Source organism: Caballeronia sp. LZ033 (genome assembly GCF_031451265.1).
Lineage (GTDB): Bacteria > Pseudomonadota > Gammaproteobacteria > Burkholderiales > Burkholderiaceae > Caballeronia.
The window spans coordinates 348,514-369,494 of sequence record NZ_JARUXQ010000003.1 but is presented as its reverse complement, the minus strand read 5'-3'; the positions used below and the strand labels follow the sequence as shown (position 1 = coordinate 369,494).

The 20,981-nt window shown below is 62.5% G+C and carries 7 protein-coding genes; 3 read left to right on the top strand and 4 right to left on the bottom strand.

Features of this window, described 5'->3' with window-relative positions:
* Positions 1–160 precede the first annotated feature (160 nt).
* Complete coding sequence (locus tag QCE62_RS22915) at positions 161–5,035, top strand: response regulator (protein ID WP_309923495.1); 4,875 nt, start codon at positions 161–163, stop codon at positions 5,033–5,035.
* A gap of 5 nt (positions 5,036–5,040) precedes the next feature.
* Here QCE62_RS22915 and QCE62_RS22910 read toward each other — a convergent pair whose 3' ends face one another.
* The 3 genes from QCE62_RS22910 to QCE62_RS22900 form a co-directional block, all read right to left on the bottom strand.
* Entirely contained in the window at positions 5,041–6,903 is a 1,863-nt protein-coding gene (locus QCE62_RS22910; protein WP_309923493.1) for a M85 family metallopeptidase, read from the bottom strand.
* Positions 6,904–6,964: 61 nt separating this feature from the next.
* Positions 6,965–8,749, bottom strand: a complete 1,785-nt coding sequence (locus tag QCE62_RS22905) for a M85 family metallopeptidase (protein WP_309923491.1) — start codon at positions 8,747–8,749, stop codon at positions 6,965–6,967.
* 97 nt (positions 8,750–8,846) lie between these two features.
* Positions 8,847–9,965, bottom strand: a complete 1,119-nt coding sequence (locus QCE62_RS22900) for a 3-deoxy-7-phosphoheptulonate synthase (RefSeq protein ID WP_309923489.1) — start codon at positions 9,963–9,965, stop codon at positions 8,847–8,849.
* A gap of 178 nt (positions 9,966–10,143) precedes the next feature.
* Here QCE62_RS22900 and QCE62_RS22895 point away from each other — a divergent pair, with 178 nt between their 5' ends.
* Together QCE62_RS22895 and QCE62_RS22890 are read left to right on the top strand one after the other, a co-directional pair.
* Complete coding sequence (locus QCE62_RS22895; protein ID WP_309923487.1) at positions 10,144–10,818, top strand: HAD family hydrolase; 675 nt, start codon at positions 10,144–10,146, stop codon at positions 10,816–10,818.
* Positions 10,819–10,830: 12 nt separating this feature from the next.
* Entirely contained in the window at positions 10,831–11,880 is a 1,050-nt protein-coding gene (locus QCE62_RS22890) for an aldose epimerase family protein (protein WP_309923486.1), read from the top strand.
* Here the strand turns inward: QCE62_RS22890 and QCE62_RS22885 are convergent.
* Positions 11,877–20,750 (bottom strand): hypothetical protein, encoded by an 8,874-nt coding sequence (locus QCE62_RS22885; RefSeq protein WP_309923484.1) that lies wholly within the window; start codon positions 20,748–20,750, stop codon positions 11,877–11,879. The two genes, QCE62_RS22890 and QCE62_RS22885, sit on opposite strands and share 4 nt — an antisense overlap.
* Positions 20,751–20,981 lie beyond the last annotated feature (231 nt).

Here is a 20,981-nt window from a genome sequence, read left to right as displayed (position 1 = left end):
CCTGAGCGCCTTGACGGACGGGCCTGACGCGTGCGCGCGCCTGAATTGAAAACCCGTTCCATGCGAAAATCCGGACGTGCTCACACGCGGCGGCACGAGCGTTCTGGCGCTGAACCTTTCACGTCGCCACATCGAGACAGGGCGAGGAGACCAACCGTCGATGAAAGCTGACAATCTGATCGCGGATTCGAGGAGCGACGGGCTCGACCCGAGCTTCCTCCAGGGAGGCGGCGAAATGGGCGCCCTCATCCGTCAGGCGGATTGGACGCAGACCGCCCTTGGTTCGCCGGAGCACTGGCCGCAGAGCCTCAAGACCGCCATCCGCATCATGCTGACGTCGCGCCAGCCCATCTGGGTGGGCTGGAGCCCGGACCTGCTGTTCTTCTACAACGACGCCTACAAGTCGATCATCGGCGGCAAGCATCCGCATGCGCTCGGCCAGCCGACCTCGGTGGTATGGCGCGAGGTCTGGAGCGACATCGGCCCGCTGCTGGATACGGCGCGCTCGGGCGTCGAAGGCACCTTCGTCGAACAGAAGCTGCTCATCATGGAGCGCAACGGCTTCCCGGAGGAAACCTACTACACCTTCTCCTACAGCCCGATCCCCGACGACCGCGGGGGCACCGGCGGCATCATCTGCGCGAACAGCGACGACACCCAGCGCGTGCTCGGCGAGCGCCAGCTCCACGTGTTGCGCCAACTCGCCGCCTCCGCCGCCGACGCCCGCACCTGGCGCGACGCGTGCAGCCTGTCGGTCGCCGCGCTGCAAGGCGCATCCCGCGACATGCCCTTCGCGCTGCTGTTCGCGGCCGAACCAGGCAGCGAGACCGCCGAGCGGGTCGGCGCGTGCGGCATCGACGCCGATCATCCGGCGGCCCGCGCGGAAGCCTGGCCGCTTGCGAGCGTGCTGCGCGACAACCAGCCGTGCGTGGTCACTGACTTGCGGCAGCGTTTCGGCACGGCACTGCCGACAGGCGCGTGGCACGTCGCGCCGGACCGCGCCGTGCTCGTGCCCATCGCGCCTTCGGGCGAGACGGGCCGGGCGGGCGTGCTGATCGTCGCGCTGAATCCCTACCGACTCTTCGACGAAGGCTATCGCGCGTTCCTGAACCTGGTGGGCGGGCAGATCGGCGCGGCCATCGGCTATGCGCACGCCTATGACGAAGAACGCCGCCGCGCCGAAGCGCTCGCGGAAATCGACCGCGCCAAGACAACTTTCTTCTCGAACATCAGCCACGAGTTCAGGACGCCCCTCACGCTGATGCTCGGTCCGCTCGAAGAGCTGCTCGCGAGCCCGGCGCGCATCGGCGTGGAGGACCGGCGGCTCGTCGAGATCATGTATCGCAATGGCCTGCGGCTGCTGAAGCTCGTCAACGCCCTGCTCGACTTCTCGCGCATCGAGGCCGGGCGCATCGAGATGCACCGTCAGCCCACCGACCTCGCCCGCTTCACGGCGGAACTGGCGTCGCTGTTCCGCTCGGCGATCGAAACCGCAGGACTGCGCCTCGAGATCGACGTGCCGGCCGCGCCGCTGCTCGCGAACATCGACCGCGACATGTGGGAAAAGATCGTGATGAACCTGCTGTCGAACGCGCTCAAGTTCACGTTTGACGGCGTCATCCGCATCGCGCTGCGCGATCATGCGCAGCATGGCATCGAGATGACGGTGAGCGACACCGGCATCGGCATTCCGCAGCACGAACTCGGACGCGTGTTCGAGCGCTTCCATCGCGTCGCGGGCGCGACGGGACGCTCGGTGGAAGGCAGCGGCATTGGCCTGGCGATGGTGCAGGAGCTGGTCAAGCTGCACGGCGGCACCATCGAGGCCGCGAGCACGCTGGGCGACGGCGCGCGCTTCACGGTGCGGCTGCCCGCCATTCACGCCGACTCCGATGAGTCCGACCGGCCCGTCACTCCGCCCGCCGAGGCCAGCGCCCGCGCGCGCTCCTACGTGGATGCCGCGCTGCGCTGGATGCCGGACGCCGAAGAGCGCGCGGACGCGGACACCGTGCCGCGCGAGGAAGACGCGCCGCTGGGCGCGGAAGGCGCCGTCGAGCCGACGCCGGCCGACGCGGAGCCGGGCCGCGTGCTGGTCGTCGACGACAACGCCGACCTGCGCGACTACATGCGCCGCATGCTGAGCGCGGCGGGTCACGAGGTGAGCGTCGCGCAGGACGGCGAGGCGGCGCTCGCGATGGCCCGCGCCGCGCCGCCGGAGGTCATCGTCTCCGATGTGATGATGCCGGGCCTCGACGGCTTCGGCCTGCTGCGCGCCGTGCGGGCGGACGCGCGCTTGCGCGAGATACCGGTCGTGCTGCTGTCGGCGCGCGCCGGCGAGGAAGCGCGCGTGAGCGGTCTCGAAGCCGGCGCCGACGATTACCTGACCAAGCCGTTCTCCGCGCGCGAGCTGCTGGCGCGCGTCGCGAGCAATCTGCGGCTGGCGCGGCTGCGCCACGAGACCGAGCAGAAGCTGCGCGACGAATCGCGCACGCTGGAGATCCTGAACCGCGTCGGCAACACGGTGGCGGGCGAACTCGAACTGAGCCGCGCGGTGCAGGTCGTCGTCGATGCCGCGACGGAACTGACCGGCGCCGCGTTCGGCGCGTTCTTCTACAACGTGATCGATGAACAGGGCGGGCGCTATACGCTCTACACGCTGTCGGGCGTGCCGAAGGACAGCTTCGACCGCTTCCCGATGCCGCGCAACACCGCCGTCTTCGGGCCGACCTTCGGGGGCGAAGGCATCGTCCGTTCGGACGACATCACGAAAGACCCGCGTTATGGCCACAACGCGCCGCATCACGGCATGCCGAAAGGTCATCTCGCCGTATGCAGCTATCTGGCCGCGCCAGTGCTCTCGCGCACGGGCGAAGTGCTCGGCGGCCTGTTCTTCGGGCATCCGGAAGCAGGCGTGTTCGGCGAGCGCGCGGAGCGGATCCTGGCGGGCATCGCGTCGCAGGCGGCCATCGCCATCGACAATGCGCGCCTCTTTCAGGCCGCGCAGGACGAGATCAGCGAACGCACCAAGGCGCAGGATGCGCTGCGCGATCTCAATGAAACGCTCGAACGCCGCGTGGCCGATGCCGTGGCCGACCGCGACCGCCTCTGGGAACTGAGCGAAGACCTGTTCTATGTCGCGAGCTTTGAAGGCGCGTTGCTGCGCGTGAGTCCGTCGTGGACGCATCTGCTCGGCTTCGACTCGCAGCGTTTGCATTCGCACACGGTGATGGATCTCGTCCATCCCGACGATGCCGCCGCCGCCGCCGTACAACTCGAGCGCCTGCGCTCGATGGGCCTGTCCGTGCGTTACGAATGCCGCCTGATGCGTCACGACGGCGGCTGGCGCTGGATTGCCTGGAACGTCGCGCTGGACCCGCGCACGCGGCGCATTCATGGCGTGGGACGCGACGTCACCGCCGACCGCGAAACCGCCGACGCGCTGCGCCACGCCGAAGAGGCGCTGCGGATGGCGCAGAAGATGGAGGCCATCGGCAAGCTGACGGGCGGCGTCGCGCATGACTTCAACAATTTGCTGCAGGTGATCGGCGGCAATCTGCAATTGCTGACCAAGGATGTGGCCGGGCGCGAGAAGGCCGAGCAGCGCGTGCGCAACGCGCTGGCGGGCGTCGCGCGCGGCGCGAACCTGGCGTCGCAACTGCTCGCCTTCGGCCGACGCCAGCCGCTCGCGCCGAAGGTCGTGAACCTCGGACGCTTCGTGCGCGGCCTCGACGACATGTTCCGCCGCGCGCTGGGCGACGGCATCGAGATCGAGACCATCGTGTCGGGCGGCTTGTGGAACACGCTCGTCGATCCGTTCCAGGTGGAGAACGCCCTGCTCAATCTGGCGATCAACGCACGCGACGCGATGAACGCGCACGGCAGGCTGACGATCGAGGCGGGCAACGCGTCGCTCGACGAAGCCTATGCGCTGCGCAACGCCGATGTCGCGCCAGGCCAGTACGTGATGGTCGCCGTGACGGATACGGGCGCGGGCATGTCGCCGGAAGTGCAGGAGCGCGCGTTCGAGCCGTTCTTCACGACCAAGCGCGAAGGCCAGGGCACGGGGCTCGGCCTCTCGATGGTGTATGGCTTCGTCAAGCAGTCGGGCGGCCACGTGAAGGTGTACAGCGAGGAAGGACACGGCACGACGGTGCGCATCTACCTGCCGCGCGCACGCGAGGAAGAGGATCTCGAAACTGCCATCGACGCCGGCCCGGCAAAGGGCGGCAGCGAGACGATCCTCGTCGTCGAGGACGACGAGGAAGTGCGCGCGACGGTCGTCGAGTTGCTCGCGGACCTCGGCTATCGCGTGCTGCGCGCGAAGGATGCGCAAAGTGCGCTGGCGATCGTCGAGAGCGGCGTGCCGGTGGATCTGCTGTTCACCGATGTCGTCATGCCCGGCCCCTTGCGCAGCACCGAGCTGGCCCGCAAGGCGCGCGAGCGTGTGCCGGGGATCGTGGTGCTGTTCACGTCGGGCTATACGGACAATGCCATCGTGCACGCCGGACGTCTCGACGAAGGCATCGATCTGCTGAGCAAGCCCTATACGCACGAGGCGTTGGCGCGCAAGGTTCGCCATGTGCTCGGGCAGCGGCCGGAGCAGACACAGCACGCGGAGACAGCCGGACACGCCGTACCAAACGTCCCGGACGCCCCGACCGACGACGCGCTCGCGCACATGCGCGTGCTGTACGTCGAAGACAACGAACTGGTGCGCGTCAGCAGCGCGGAGTTGCTGCGCACGCTTGGTCTCGACCTGATGGAAGCGGGCAGCGTCGACGAAGCGATGACGCTGCTGCGCGCGCAGCGCTTCGAAGTGCTGTTGACGGATGTCGATCTCGCGGGAGAATCGGGCGTGGCGCTGGCCATTGCGGCGTCGCGCGAGATGCCGGCGCTCGGCGTGGTGTTCGTGACCGGCTTCGACCTCGCGCTCAGCGACGAAGAACGGCGCGCCCTGCCCGGCGCCATCCATCTGCGCAAGCCGTTCGATCCGCTGGCATTGCTCAATGCGCTCAATGCGGCGGCGGTGAGATAGCGAAGTCAGGTACGCAGCGGCGTACTGCCCGAACGCCATCGCCAAAAGCTCCAGTTATTGTCGGGAGCACTGTCCGCATAGTCAGGATAAAGGTTCGCGTTGGCCTGCCTCGCCAGCAGGTTCACGCGTTTTGAGTCATTGTCCCAGGCGTACATGTACGAGCGGTAGAAAGGGCTGGTCGCGCCCGGATAGTAGTAATTCATCCAGTAGGGCTGCCAGATCCGGTCGTCAGGAACCTTGGCCGCCGCCGCGGCGCCCACGGCCGCGCCGATCGATCCACCCGTCCCTATCCCCACCGGCCCGGCCGACAATCCGCCGGCCACGGCGCCCACGACCGTCGCGCCAACGCCTATCGCACCCTTCGTGAAGTTGGTGGCGTCGCTGGCGGCCAGTTGAGGCTCGTACGCCCAGATAACGACCTTGCTGCCGTCGTCAAAATCGAATTGCCGTGTGTGCGGATTGCCGTCCACCGGCTTGCCATAGCGAAAGAAGCGGCCCTGCGTGTCCCAACTGGCGCTCGATGCCGCCCATGCGTTTCGATAGCCCGTGGGCGGGCCCAGCGGCGCGCTATCGGCGAAGCGGAAGAGAAACGGCTCGCCATGACTGAACTCCACGCGCGAAAGGTCCTCGTTCGGCCGGTGCTCCGGTAACGGCTGAGTCACATTGTGCGGCGCCGCGGCGTCGGGAATCATCCCGGCGGAACTCGCATTGCCCGCCGATCCGCCGGCAGGCTCCGGCTGAAAGTACGTGTGGTCCGGGACGGCGGTCCCTGGCCACGGCTGGCCCAGTTCGTGAAAGTCGGGACTCGCATCCTGATTCCCGGCGAGCACATCGAGGCGTTCGAAAAAAGCCCGCGCATGCGCCCCATTGCGTTCGGCGGCATCGATCAGCGCGGCGCGCTGGACCTGCTGGTGATAGTAGCTGCGCGCGTTGTCACCATAGCTGGTGAAGTTCGTCGTCTGCCAGCCCATCTCCCTTGCCACCCGCTGCGCGAGCAGCTCGGTCGGGCCCAGGCTCGTCTGCGGCGCATCCGGGTCAGGGTCGCGCGAGTTCGTCGTCAGATGGGCGATCTCATGGACCAGGCCGACGCGCCACGCATCCAGGTACGTCGAATTCTCATTCGGCGCGGCGCTGATGTTCACGTACGGCGGCTGCTCGGGCGTTCTGGGCTGGGCACTGGTGTAGAGCGAGAGCGGCATGTTTGTCGCGGGGTTGAGCCGTAGATACATCGACGTCATCTCGCGGATGTTGCGGAAATCGCCCCGGAACTGCGGCGTGTGGTAATAGCGGTTCCGGAATCCGATGTCCCCGATCCGCTCGCCGCCCTGATGCAGACCGAAACTCACCATGTCGCGGAATGTCTCCGACCGGTCCAGAGCGTCCAGCATGGTGTTGCCGATCATGTCGGCCGTCTGCGTATCGATCAGCCTGCTGTGGCTGTTCTGCACTGCGCGTATCGCGCCCCACCGCGCATCATTGAGTTCAGCATCGCTCAACGGGCTTGCATGGCCTTTTTCGACCACGTAATCGGCGTAGGCGTCGGACGAGGCCGCCGGTGGATCGGGGTCCTCGCGCTTCACGCGCGCCAGGTCCACGTCGGCGGAGGGCAGTTGGGCTTGGGTCGGCACCCATGACGAAGAGGAATCCTTCTGGCCGGGGGGCTTCGGCGCTTCGCCGTCTCCGGCGGAAGCGAGTGAATCGCCGGGCGGGGATGGCTGGGATCGCTGCGACGATTCTGACGATTCCGACGATTCGACGTTGTCGGCAGGCTGCGGGTTCGCCGGAGCGGGAGACGCCGGTTGGTCGTCATCTGCAGTAGGAGCGGCATTGCTGGACGTGGCACTGGTACTGGCTCCGGAAACGATCATGAACTCACTCCTGCTCGACATTCTCGATAAACACGCTCGGCCCATTCCGGCCATCGCCCTGTCAGGTTCTCTGCGGCGTATCACCCGAGCGCCACCGCCAGAAACGCCACTGATCGTCGGGGTCGCTGTCGGCGTAGTCGGGGTAAAGGTTCGGGTCGGCCAACTGCGTTAGCAGCTTGACGCGATCCGGGTTGCTGTCCCACGGGTACATGTACTGGCTGTAGAAAGGACTCGCGGCGCCCTTGTAGTAGTAGTTGATGTCATACGGCTGCCAGATCCGGTCATACGGAACCTTGGCCGCCGCCGCGGCGCCCACGGCCGCGCCGATCGACCCACCCGCCACTGCCCCCGCCGGCCCGCCCGCCACGCCGCCGGCCACCGCGCCCAGGACCGCCGCACCCACGCCTATCGCGCCCTTCTCGAAGTTGGTGCCGTCGCTATTGGCCAGTTGAGGCTGATGCGCGGAAATGACGACCTTGCTGCCGTCGTCGAAATCGAACTGGCGCACGTGCGGATTGCCATCCACCGGCTTGCCATAGCGAAAGAAGCGGCCCTGCGTGTCCCAACTGGCGCTCGATGCTGCCCATGCGCTCGCGAAGCCTGTTGGCGGGCCCAGCGGCGTGCTCTGCGCGAAGCGGAACAGAAACGGCTCGCCCTGATAGAACTGCACGTGGGTGAGGTCCTCGCTCGGCGGCTGCTCGGGCAACGGCTGGGTCACGTTGTGCGGCGCCGCCGCTTCGGGAATCATCCCGACGGCGCTCAAATTGCTCGCGGACGTGCCGGCAGGCTCCGGCTGGAAATACGTGTGATCGGACGCGGCGGCCCCTGCCGCCGGCTCTTCGAGTTCATGGAAGTCGGGGCTGGCATGGCTGCGTTCGCTGAGTACCTCAAGCCGTTCGAAGAAGGCCCGGGCGTGAGGCGCGTTGCGCTCTGCCGCGTCGATCAGAGCGGCGCGTTCGAGATGCTCGAAGCAACTTGTTCGATCCTCCGAGCCATAGCTTTCGAACCGCGGCGGGTGCCAGCCCAGCTCGTCCGCCACCCGGTAGGCGAGGATCTCGGTCGGACCCATGCGGTCTTCCGACGAGTCCCTCGAAGGATCTTCCGAGTCGGTTAACTGATGCGCGAGTTCGTGTATCAACCCCAGGCGCCAGGTATCCATGAGCGGAGAACCTGCATTCGGCACCACGCCGACATTGACCCACGGCGGCTGATACTCGTCCCGTGAATGGGCGCTGACGTCGACTTCCAGCGGCATGTCCGTGGAAGATTGTCTTCGCAGGTAATCAGCCGTCATGGTGTGAATCGCGCGTTCCTCGCCGTGGAACCCGAAACGGTAGTCGTACTCGTTGCGGTAGTCGAGGTCGCCTAGCCGCTCGCCGCCATGACGCTGACCGTAGCTCACCATGGACTGGAAGGTCGGCGACCGGTTCAGCGCATCCAGTATCGTGTTGCCGATGGCGTCTGCGGTCTGCGAATCGGCCAGCATGCTGTGACTGGCCTGCACGGAACGCACCGCGCTCCAGCGCGCTTCGTTCAGCTCCGTCGCGCTCAGTGGTTGCTCCTGACCAAGCTTCACGACATGGTCGGCATAGGCATCGGCGGCGGCAAGCGGTTCGTCGTCGGAGTCTTCGCTGGAGTCGTCCCGTTTGACGCGCGTCGGGGCGGATTCGTCGGGAGCGATCTGCGACTGGGTCGACATCTCCGAACGAGGGAGGTCAACCTCACCGGAAGAAGTCGATGAAGCGCCTTCGGCCGGTTGCGCGAGATCCGCCGATTCGGCGTTCGACGAATCGTCACCTTCTGTCGTGAAGGCGGCGCTGCCCGAGGTGGCGCTGGAAACGAGCATGGGGAGGTGTCCGGATGAAGGCGGGTGATTGCAAGGCAATCGTGCCGCCTTCCGCCTCCCCTCGGGTGCTAGCGGAATATCGCCCGGCCTGCGGGCATCAGCGCGCCCGCCGCTTCCGCACGGCCTCCGCGAGCAGTTCCAGCACCGGCTCGCTTTGCGTCCAGCCGAGGCAGGCATCGGTGATCGATACGCCATGCCTGAGCGGCACGCCCGGCTTCAGGTCCTGACGGCCCTCTTCCAGATGGCTCTCGATCATCACGCCGGTGATGCGCCGCTCGCCCGCTTCGAGCTGGCGCGCGATGTCCTGCGCGACATCCACCTGGCGCAGATGCGACTTGTTCGAGTTGGCATGCGAGCAGTCGATCATGACCTGCTCGCGCTGACCCAGCTTCGCCAGCGACGCGCACGCTTCGCCGACGCCTTGCGCGTCGTAGTTCGGGCCGTTCTTGCCGCCGCGCAGGATCACGTGGCAGTCGTCGTTGCCGCGCGTTTCGAAGATCGCGGCCATGCCCATCTTGGTCATGCCCATGAACGCGTGACTGGCGCGCGCCGCGACGATGGCGTCCGCCGCCACCTGCACGCCGCCGTCGGTGCCGTTCTTGAAGCCGATGGGACAGCTCAAACCCGACGCCAGTTGCCGATGACTTTGCGATTCCGTCGTACGTGCGCCGATGGCGCCCCACGCGATCAGATCCGCGATGTACTGCGGGCTGAGCAAGTCGAGGAACTCGGTTGCGGTGGGCAGGCCGAGCTCGCTGATGTCGAGCAGAAGTTCACGCGCGCGGCGCAGGCCTTCGTTGATGCGGAAGCTGCCGTCGAGGCGCGGATCGTTGATATAGCCTTTCCAGCCCACCGTGGTGCGCGGCTTTTCGAAGTACACCCGCATCACGATGAGCAGATCGTCGCGCAGCTTCCCGGCGACCGTCTTCAGGCGACGCGCGTATTCCATGGCCTGATCGTGATCGTGAATGGAACACGGCCCGACGACGACCACGAGCCTGTCGTCCTGGCCGTGGAGAATCCGGGCGATCCCCGCGCGGCATTCTTCCACCAGCGTCTGCACGCCGGGCGTCACGGGCAGTTCGTCGAGCAGCAACGCGGGGGAAATCAGCGGACGCACGGCGCCGATGCGCGTGTCATCGATGCGGGTGGTGTCTTGCGTGGAGTCGGCCACGCCTGCCTCCTGATCGCGGGAGGGATTGTCGATGCGGGTCAAGATGGGCTCCGTCATGCGTTATCAATGCAAAAAACCGGTATCTCACGCGAAGAATCCGCGCGGGGGTGGCCTTGCGGCGCAAACATCCATTATCGCATCCACGCCAGGCCTGTCGCGCGGTCCGTCCTGCAACAATGCGTATGATGGCAAGAACGGATCCATTCACAAGGAGCAGAACATGCGTATCGAAACCTCTTTCCTGTTCGATCTGGACGGCACGCTGGTCGACAGCGTCTATCAGCATGTGCTGGCGTGGAAGGAAGCGCTCGATGCGGAAGGCATCGAGTTGTCGGTGTGGCGCATTCATCGCAAGATCGGCATGAGCGGCGGGTTGTTCACGAACCAGCTATTGCGCGAGACTCATGGCACGATCAGTCCGGACCGAGTCGAGCGGCTGCGTCAACTGCATGCGGCGGCTTACCAGCGGCTGCGCGCGCAGGTCTGCCCGCTGCCGGGGGCGCGCGAACTGCTCGATGCGCTGACGCAGGCCGGCACGCGCTGGGCCATCGCGACGAGCGGACGCATGGAAACCGCCCAGCTCAACCTCGAAGCGCTGGGCGTGGATCCGTCCAAGCAGGTCGTCGTCACGCGCGATCAGGTGAAGTACGCGAAGCCGGACCCGGATCTGTTTCTCGCCGCGGCCGCGCGCCTGAACGTGCCGATCGAGAATACCGTCGTGGTCGGCGACAGCATCTGGGACATGCTCGCCGCGCGTCGCTGCCGCTCGCTGGGCGTGGGCTTGCTGTCGGGCGGATATGGCAGCGACGAACTGGAACGCTCGGGCGCTCTGCGCGTCTATGAAGATCCCGCCGATCTGCTGCTGCATCTCGATGAAGTCGCCGCGCGTCCCTGAGGTCCATGCTGCATGACACATTCGACTTCCATCACGATGCGCCCCTGGGGCGATGTGCAGCTCTATACGTTGCGTAACGAAAGCGGCATGCAGATCGACATCAGCGATCTCGGCGCGACCCTGGTCTCGTGGCGCGCGCCCGACCGCGACGGCCATTTCGCCGATGTGCTGCTCAGCCACGATGCGCCCGACGATTACCTGAACAGCACGGCCTTCATGGGCGCGATCGTCGGGCGATGGGCGAACCGGATTCGCGACGGGCGGTTTGTTATCGACGGTGTCGCTTATCAGGTCGAGCGCAACGAAGGCGCGAATCACCTGCATGGCGGCTCGGCGGGGTTTCATCGGCAGATGTGGCAGGCGCGCATCGACGGCGCCGCACTGATCCTGAGCTTGCATCCGGACGCCGGGGCAGCGGGCTTTCCGGGCAATCTCGACGTGAGCGTGCGCTATGCGCTCGATGCACACGGCACGTTATCCATCGACTACGAAGCGCGCACCGACGCGCCCACCGCGCTCAATCTGACGAATCACGCTTACTTCAATCTGAGCGGCAGCGTGGCGCCGGAGGCCGACATTCGCGATCACGAGATCACGATAGCTTCGGACGCATACTTCGCGATCGACGCAGGCTCGATACCGATTGCCCGCGAAGACGTGGCGGGCACGGCGTTTGATTGGCGTCAGCCGCAGTCGATTCGCGCGCGACTCGATGAATCCAATGAGCAAGTGAAACTCGCCGGAGGTTTCGACCATTGCTACGTGCTGCACGACGGCAAGTCGCAGGATCTCCGCGATGCGGCCACGGTGTATGACGCATCGAGCGGCCGCGAATTGCTGGTCGCGACGGACGCGCGCGGATTGCAGTTCTATACCGGCAATCATCTTGAAGGCGAAGCGGCGCGCGGCGGAGCGCGCTACCGAAAACATGCGGGATTGTGTCTCGAAGCCGGCGGGTTTCCCGATGGCATCAATATGGACGGTCCGGCAAGAAGCGACGCCGTGCTCCGGCCCGGTGAAAGCTTTCGCCAGCGCACGCGCTATACCTTGCGCGTGCGCTAAACGGGGCGCTGGATGAAAGGCCAGCTCAAGGACTCGAATTCCGCCTTGTCCGTGTTGAACAAGCTCTCGTACCTTCGAATGAACTCCTTCATCTTGATTGGATCGGAACGAAGGTTTTTCAGCGCGTACATTGTCAGGGCAAAGCTATCCGGATTCGAGGCCATCTTGGGCGACAGGTTCATCAACGTGTCATTGAGAATGCCCCGAACCAGTTCCTTGTTTTCGAACGCCTTCTCCACGTCCTGAGCCGTCTTGAAGCGGTAGACCGAGTCTTTCACGTTCGGCGGATTGCGTGCATAGGCGAGCGTGAATTTGACTCGGCTGTCGTAGCGGTGGTCCGACAGCAAGGTATCGATGCTGAGATTCTTCAATTGCCCGTCTGCTCCCGCCTCTTTCAGGTGGCCGCCAGCATAGGAAATCAGGTTGTTCACATCCATGCCACCCTGCTCCAGCTTCGCATACCAGTCGAAGGGGCACTTGCTGTGCACGTGGAAACTCTCATGAACCATGGTCAGCGCCATGCCCTCCGAGAAGCTCTCGGCCAAGTGGTTCTCGAAAATCTTCATGCCAGTCGAGTACGCCACCATCAGCACGACGGATTCGCCGCCGACGTTCTTCGCCGGCGTGAGTCTCACTGACTGCGACGACGTCGTGACGATGTCTCGCGGCGGCACCCGGTTGGGCCCGGCGACCGTTCCCATGACGGCGGTGCTGTCCCTCAGATCACCGAGGTCGTAGGAGACGTCGGTAGACGGTCTCAGCTGTTCGAGCGCGATGACCGACGCGTTGATTCTGGTCGTCAGCTCCTTCTTCAGTTCAGGTGAATGGCCGCCCATGAAGATATCGAGTACCTTGTCGACGTCCGATTCCTGCGAGTGCAATGTTTCCAGCCCGCTCGTGAGTACCCTGCGGCCTTCGTCGCGGCTCGAGCGGATCAGGGCGCGCATTTCGTTGCCGCGCTCCTTGGTCAAGCGGGTATCGAAATGCAGGATCGGCTTGGTTTCGTATGGAAATCCCTTGAGCGCTTTTGGCGGAGATTGTCTCCATCCACGATCCGTGTGATAGAGATATTCACTGGCTTCCGTCGGGGCAGCAGGGTTCACCAGACGGTATTGATTGCGCGCGCCGTCGAATGTCAGCAGATAGCGGTTGCCACTCTGCTCGAGCAGATAGAGATTCTTCAGGTTCTCATTGCCCACGACCTTCCAGAGTTTCGTATCCGCGCTTGTCGATGCGCTTGCAGACACGCCTGCCGCAGCGCTCGTCGAGGCACTGGCGACGGGCTCCGCCTGAGAACCGTTGTACACGGCATGAACCCTTTCGAGCTTGCCTGCGGGAAGTTGACTCTCCGTGAGCTTGAATTCGTCGTCTATTTTCTTGAAGACGATATCGACTGTATCCTGGGGCAGGTAGACGCTCGCGCCGAAGAACGGCTCCTGATCTTTCAAGACTGTTGCCCGACCGAAATTACCCGCTTTGAAAGCGGGCCCAGGACGTAACGTACGCCACGGGACCGGGCTGTGGAAGTCGAGAATCATCATACCGAGGGCCTTGCCCGCCTGGATGACGCCGTCCACTGCTGCGTCGCCTGCCTCATACACCGCGTATCTGAGAAGCTCCGCACCAGTCAGGCCGTTTCGAACACCTTGCGACACAATCTTGACGGCCGCTTCGGCTCCCGCGTCGAACAGCTCCTCAAGTCCGGGCACGAGTGCCAGCACCGTCATCACCGCATCAACGCCGAGCTGCAAGAACGAAGGCCGATAATGACGGTCCACTAACCACATGTAGATTTCTTCGAAAAACGGAAGGGGAGGCACGGACGCCTTCGCCTTTGACATGGTGTACAGGTCTTCCTTCAGCACGTCTACCGTATCGGAGAGCGTGTCGCAAACCATCGTCAATAGCGCGGAGAAGACTGTCGTTCCCGGTGCTAGTTGCTTTCTCTCCCTTTTCGCACCGAAATACCACTTCGTGTCACCCCGATGAGGCGGAAGACGCAACGTTTCCCCGGACCAGAACTCTCCGTCGTTAACTTTTACGGGCAGGTATTTCCACCATAGAGTTCTTGTCTTTAATTGCTCTTGAGGGATCTTTTCACAGAATTCAACCTTCCCGCTCGAACCGAAGGGAACGTAGAGCCTGACCACCATCCACTCCGAACTACTCAGCTTTATATAGGCCTCACGAAGATAAAGGAACGGATCATATATCAGATAGACCTGCTTCACATCGTACATCTCTTCGACGGTCATTTTGGCCTCGATGATCTTCAACGAGGTGATCCACGCAGCCTCGTATTTCAGGAAGCCCAGGTCCTCATAGTCTGCGAACTGGTTGTAGTAAGCAGTATCGCTGACACACAGCGCACTCGGCTTGATTTGCGACAACGAAAAGAAATGCTCGGGCGCGGGCCCAATGGTCTGCCAAAAATTCATGTCCCGCTTCGCCTGCTCGAATCTCAGAACAATCCCTTCCATCGCGCCGGCACTGACTGAAGACGCACGCTTGTTCGAAGTGACGAGGTGATAGACCAAAGCGGCCAGAACCTGGGCGCTTGCGACCGACTCAACACCATCATTGGTGGGGAGCAGATCGCCAGCCAGGGCCTTGACCGAGTTCTGCGCCGACAAGACGTCGCGATAATCCCCCTTCGCCTTGAACCAGTATCTGCTCTCAGGAAAGCGGGCCAGCTTTGCCACCAGCTCCGAGAAATTGTGATGAATGCTCCACTGTGTTTCGAGGTAAAGACGAGCGCCCTGGAGCAACGCCAATTGCGGTGCTGCTGTATGAGTGCTGCTCTGAGCAGCGATTTCCCAAACCAGGTCGGACAACAAGCCGCTATACATCAACCCGTATAGCCAATGACTGGAACTCGCAGTCGCACCTTCCAGAGTCTTTAATGCAGCAGTCTCTCGCGCCCACCCCATCGCGACTCCAGCCGCAAAAACATTCTCCTTGAAACTGGTCAGCCACTCCTCGAGTTCGAGGATAGTGATGTCGAACCCGTCGCGCCGCGCCTGAAGCCTTGTGACTTCTTTCTGCCAGTAAATGTCTTCCAATGGCGCCCTTCCGTCCGGGAAGTATTTCATCATCTCGTCCGCACGTTCTTTCGCCTTGATGGCGGCCTTCAGCTGGACCGCCACCGTATTTCTTTGCCCTCGCGTTTTCTCGAGATCTGCTTGCTTTTCAGTCGACGACCCGCGGACCAGATAAGCTTGACGGAAATCGATGTCGTCGAACGCCTCTCGCTCTTGCGAGATGAGCGTCCAATATTGGCTGATACCCTTCTCGTTCCATAGCCGGCTGGCGTCGACGCTGGCTGCGGATCTGGACGAATTCAATCCGCTATTTTTCTGTTCCGTTATGCTCTTCAAAAATACCGTCTGAAATTTAAGTTTCAGTGCTTTCCTGAAGTTCTCACTTTCCGGGTTTTGATAACTTTCATGAATCTCGTGATCTGCCGAATTGTCAAGCGCATCGAGCACCTGAGACCAGGTCGAAAAGCCGTCTCTTCCCAGTAGCCCACTCAAAGAGCTATTCAGTCCCTGGAACGAGCCTGTCTTGAACAGCTCGCTCAACGCTGCGAACAGCGGAGCACTGGAGACCGAAGTCCATTCTCCTCCGGACTTGACCAACGTGCACATCCTGATTCGCTCGGCATCACCAAACAGGATGCCCAAGTGAGGTGCCAGAAGCGAAAACGGCCAATACATTCCATCCATGCTCAGAAACAGTTGATCATTGTGGACGTACACCATTCCATCCACGCCAGCGCCCGTTTTTTCGTCCGCGAACGCATAGGCGGGGTCGAATGAATCCACGATGCCCCGCACATCTTTGCTGACCGAGAAGAAGCCGCTGTCGGCCGTGGATGCCGCTGTACTGCTCTCTTCCAGAACCCATTTTCCCTGCTTGTCTTTCTGCAGCGGCACCCAAGAAGCGCTATTGAAACTGGCGTATTGATCGCCGATCTTGACCGTTTCACGGAGGGTTTTTTCGGAAAAGCCTTCGGACGGAATCGTGACTGCCTCGCAGATGTAGAGTTTTCCCCTGATTCTCAACAATGGGGCTCGACTTTTGGACTCGAATTTTCCTGGAAGAAGAGCCCACGCAGCGGCCGGATAGTTGATGCTTACAGGCATGACTTGAGCCGTCACACGATCCGCCAAAGCGATGGACACGTATTCGATATCCTCCAGCCAGAATTCATTACGATCGTTATGGATCAATGACCGCCAATTCATTTTTTCGTCCAGTGCTGCATGAATTGGATCCCGATAGGGAGCCTCGTCGATGTCATGAATCTCCCATATCTCGCGATAGCTGCCTCCTGGATACTTCAACAAGTCTTTCTCGACTCTCTTGCACTTGTAGTAAAGACCGTCAAGAAGCAGAAACTTCTGATCTGGAGAACCGACGGTGTAATACATGCCCGGTGATTCGTCCTGCACCAGATTGGGCACCGAAGGTTTGCCGATCAGGAATGCCTTTGCTCGGGCTATCAGATCGTCGGAGAACTTTCTGGGCATGGGCTGCGGCCTGACGACCGTTGCAATCTCCCAGATCTTGCTGGCCGGGTTCCGTTTAAGATACAGCCGTTCAGTGGAAACACCTGCGCCGCCGAAGACGCACAACAGATTGGGGTGAAACACCGTAGCGGAGCGATATTTTCCGTCTATTGCAATGTAACAGGCGCCGCCCCAATGCGTATATAGCCGTCCTTCAACGCCTGCAGCCTCATCGGGATAGTGAAACACCTCTTCGACGGACCATCGCCTGATTGCTCTCGACACCGATGGATCGAGATAGCTCTCTGTCGCAACGGCGGGCACCGGCTTCGTGGGAGCATGCAACGGGGTCCATTTTTTATTCTCTCTCTTGACGAAAATGTTTCTGTCGGCGTCATTCAAAGAGAAAACTTTGCCGATGATAAAGTCGAAGCCCAGATACTTGGAAGCTTCAGCTGTCTGGAGATGAATTCTCCAGTAGCGACCTGCAATGAAGATATACGCGCGGCTTCGCTGCGCATTGCAATATATGCCGTCTTCCTCCTTCGTCGCGAAGTCACCCTGCCTGGGTTTGTAGTGGGCCGACTGGGTGAAACGTTCCAGGACCATGGCCGTCAGGTGATCACTCACCTCTGAATAGCGCGGCAAGGCCCAAAATTCCATGGAACCTTCCTGAGCGGCTGCTCCAAGAGGGGCTGCCTGCCGCCTGGAAACCACATGACCCGAATGAAGCGCGCTGGCATCGAACGGCACATCGATGACGATGTCCATCTGACGCGCAGCAGCCTGATGAGCGACGCTCAGAACCGCATCATCCACAACGCCGGCGGACCGGCTATATCTGAGCCACGCCTGACGGGACGCCCATCCCACCGCAGCCAGCGACATGCTCCCTATCAGCCCGCCCACGATCAACTCGGCTTTCGTCGGCCGCCATCGCTCAACCTGAACGCCGGGTGAAGCCGCTACAACATCGCCCGGTACTATCTGCGTTGCCGCCGGCTTGTCGAGCAACTCGCTCGATTCCTGCGACGCCTCACTTGGGCGTACTTCCGTCAGATCCTGGAGCGGTATCGCCGGTTCGGCCAAGGGTTCATTGACCTCCTTGTCCTGATCGCCGGACACCGTTGAGCGCCTCCGGCCGATCGCCATATGACAGAAGTACCCGATCACGCCCAACAGCCCCAAACCGCCCGCCACCCCCGCCACGATGGGTTTCCAGCGCGCGCACAAGTCCTGTTCATCGGACGCAATGACGAAGTCATGCAGCCTGACCTGGTTGTCCTCATTCCAGTATTCGATCCCGCGCGCCTCGAGGATGTCTTCCGGATCCGCAGGCACTTGCAAGGCGTCGATGTCCGCTTCGGCCAGTTGCGGGATCAGAACCGGTCCGCCGCCCTTGCCCCCTCGCACACGACGCCTTGTCCACCATCGATCCATCATCCTTGCAAGCGGCCGCCGTCCATGTTCATTCACCGCTCGCTCGTTCACGATCAGGCAGAACGCGCGCTCTTCCGAATCCCATTTCACCGGGAACGCGTGTCCGTCGGACTGAACGTAGCAGCGTCCATCCACCCGGAAGATGCCTTGGCTGTCTTCCTCCACGCCTGCAAGCGATACATCACGCGCAAAGCACGCCGCAAGAGGCGTCAGCACTGCCCCACTGGATTCACCGCTGATGGTCGTGGCGCAGGCCTTGCCCAATACCGATGTGATGGCGTCCTGAAGCGCACCGGCAACCCATGCCTCCGTCTGCTCTTCGATTCTTGTCCTCAGCCGCTGAACGGCGGGTGTGTCACTGTCCGCGAGTGAACGCATCATCGCAGCGGTCCAGTCGAACCAGTTCCGCGCTCCGGATGTTTCAATCCGGACCTGTCCGCGCAGTTCCCATAGCGCAGGCAATAGTGGCAACAGATGGACTAGCGTGTTCATGCCGGTCCAGCCCAGCATGTGCAACTTGCGCACATCGGTTTCGAGCTGTTCCAGTCGCTCGCTTCGTTCCTCCACATCCGCGCGGGCCAGCGCCTGGAAGGACCACGCAAGCCGCATGGCAAACAAGGCATCGCACAGCACCTTCGACTCCGAGGACTCGCGGAGATCGCACAGCACGCCCGCCCAGTCCCAGTGATCGGCGTAGATCGACAGGCGTTGCGCCAGCGTCATGGTTCGCGCGAGATCGGCGGACGTCGCGCCGGGAAGACATCGGAATGCCGCAGCGGGATCGTGCATGACGTCCTTCTCGACGGTTTTGAAGAAGTTGCGCGCCGTTTGCTTCCAGGTCGTTGCGATCTGAGTGCTCTTCACCCAGTGCAGGATTTGCTTCGCCTGCGTGCCAAAGGGGACATAGGCCAGCGCACCTTCCAGGGTCGAGAGCGCTGCCGCCGGAAGATGACTCAGCAATGCAAGATTGAACACAGTGTTCGCCGCGGCCGTCCACGACTTGCACTGTGTGAGCTCGAGCAATGCGTCGAACCAGGCGCCCACATGTTCGTCGCTGATGAACGCCCTCCGCCACTCCGTCACCGGCAGGCCGCCGGCCTCCAGCAGATGCCCCAGTTCGGGCTCCGAAAGCTGCCACATCAGCCACTGCGCTTGCTCGACCGGTGGCGCCGAGACGGGAAAGCGCGTCATGCGAAGAAACACGACGCGACCGGGCCGAACAATCCCGGCGACGCCGACAGGAAGCCGTCCAAGGGTCTCGTCAGTAAGATGCTCGCTCTGCAGCGTTTCCAGCGTCCAGCTCAGCTGGTCGGCAAGCGATCCGGAATCCGGATAGCTTTTCCATGCCGGCAGCAGTCCGCTCAATTGACGCGCCACTTGCAGCAGCGGTTGCATGAATTCAGGCAGCCAGGAAGTCGCGCCCTGATCCTGAAGAAACGATTGCATGACATCCTCGAATCCGGGGCTTGCAGGCAGACGCGAAAGCGCTTCGAACTGTCGTACCATCACGTCCAGTGCACGCACCACGGACTCGGTCGAGTCTCCGGACCTTTCGGGAAGCACGTCGAGCAGATGCGGCAGCGAGGCCCTGAGTTGCTCGACAATCGCACGCAAACGCGGAATCGTCTCCTGAGCATTCGCTGAGCGGCCGACGGCAACTCCCGCGGATGTCACGCGCAATACTTGCGACACCTGCAGAATCAGCTCTCGCGCGCTTTGAGGAAGTAGCTTCAGATCAGCCGCCGAAAATCGATCGATCGCTTGCATCAATCCATTCAGCTTTGCATCCAGGGGACTGTCGGCTTTGATAATGGCCATCGCCGATGCATGAAAGCCACGCGCCGCGGCATAGCCCCGCGCCAAGCCAACGAAAAGATCGATAGCCGGGAACGCGCGCTCGGGAAGCAAATGCTTCAGCTCCGGAGAGCATTCTTCCGCGATATAGGCGGCGCATCCTTCCAGCCGCGCGCGCAAACTCGTGGGACGGCTCATGATTGCGCTCATCGCTTCATATGCACGAACGTACGCAGTGATGTGACGCCTGATGGTATCGAGGTAATCCAGCGTCTCTCTTGGTCTCGCGCCCGCCCAGTCTTTCAGCGCCTCCACGACTTCTTTCACGGAGGCACCGCGACGCGCCGCCTCGAACGCCTCATAGGCCCGCGCGACCTCGCGCATGAGCGCCGACGAGTCCGCGTCTTCGAGAAGCATGCGCGAGAGTTCGGAGGGAAGACTGCGTGCGAGCCGCCCGACCCAGCCACGCCCGTGCCCGTGCCCGTGCCCGTCATGATTGCCGCTCGAGTTGGCTTCTTCGGAGCGAAGTCGCCCGTATAACTCGCGCACGGCATCCGCGTGACGCATGATCCTTTTCAGGCTGGCCAGCATGGGCTGCATCCGCGCCGGCAGACGACGTTCGAAGCTTGTCAGCGCACGCAGAGAGCTGTCCAGCTTGTCCATCCATGAACCGCCGCGCTCATCCACGCGACGCAGAGACTCGCCGATATTCTTCGCGCATCGCCAGATGCCGATCGCACCCTTGAGGTTATCGGCAGTCGCGGTAATGCGCGACTGCATGCACCCGGGAAGCCACTCCGCATAGCGCGGCAGCATATCGGCCAGCTGGATCAATTGCTCGTCCCACGGTGCGGCACTCGACCAGATGGCTTCCAGATCCTCATAAGCCTGTCTGGCAGCGAGCGCATGATGAAAGGCGCTCCCCGCCACTTGCAGCACGGCGCGAACCAGTACTTGTTCGAACATCTGCTGGAGGCCGGCCTGCCCGCCTCGCGAAACCTGTTCGGACTCTTCGATCACATCCGGCCCGGCGTGCTCGACCCTCCACCCCGTACGTTGAACGCGCCGGTCGAATAATGACGCCCGGCGATTCCTCAAACCTTCATCTTCGAAATACAGATCCACCCATGCTCCCGCACTTGCAATGAAACGCGCTCAGCCGAGTGGTTCGAATCCGGATGCGGATAACTTTTCCACATGACGCGCACCGTGCATGATGAATGGGATCATCGAGATTGCTTAACGCATATAACAATGCGACGATTCAGACTTAAGCGTCTGATGGCCTTCTGTTTGCAAAGGAACGGAGGGGACTGCGCGTCAAATTTAAACTGCGGAGGGAGAGGAGGTCATGAC

Bases quoted from the DNA above. Each gene is read 5' to 3' on its own strand.
- QCE62_RS22915 (WP_309923495.1), top strand. From the start codon at position 161: ATGAAAGCTGACAATCTGATCGCGGATTCGAGGAGCGACGGGCTCGAC.
- QCE62_RS22910 (WP_309923493.1), bottom strand. From the start codon at position 6,903: ATGATCGTTTCCGGAGCCAGTACCAGTGCCACGTCCAGCAATGCCGCT.
- QCE62_RS22905 (WP_309923491.1), bottom strand. From the start codon at position 8,749: ATGCTCGTTTCCAGCGCCACCTCGGGCAGCGCCGCCTTCACGACAGAA.
- QCE62_RS22895 (WP_309923487.1), top strand. From the start codon at position 10,144: ATGCGTATCGAAACCTCTTTCCTGTTCGATCTGGACGGCACGCTGGTC.
- QCE62_RS22890 (WP_309923486.1), top strand. From the start codon at position 10,831: ATGACACATTCGACTTCCATCACGATGCGCCCCTGGGGCGATGTGCAG.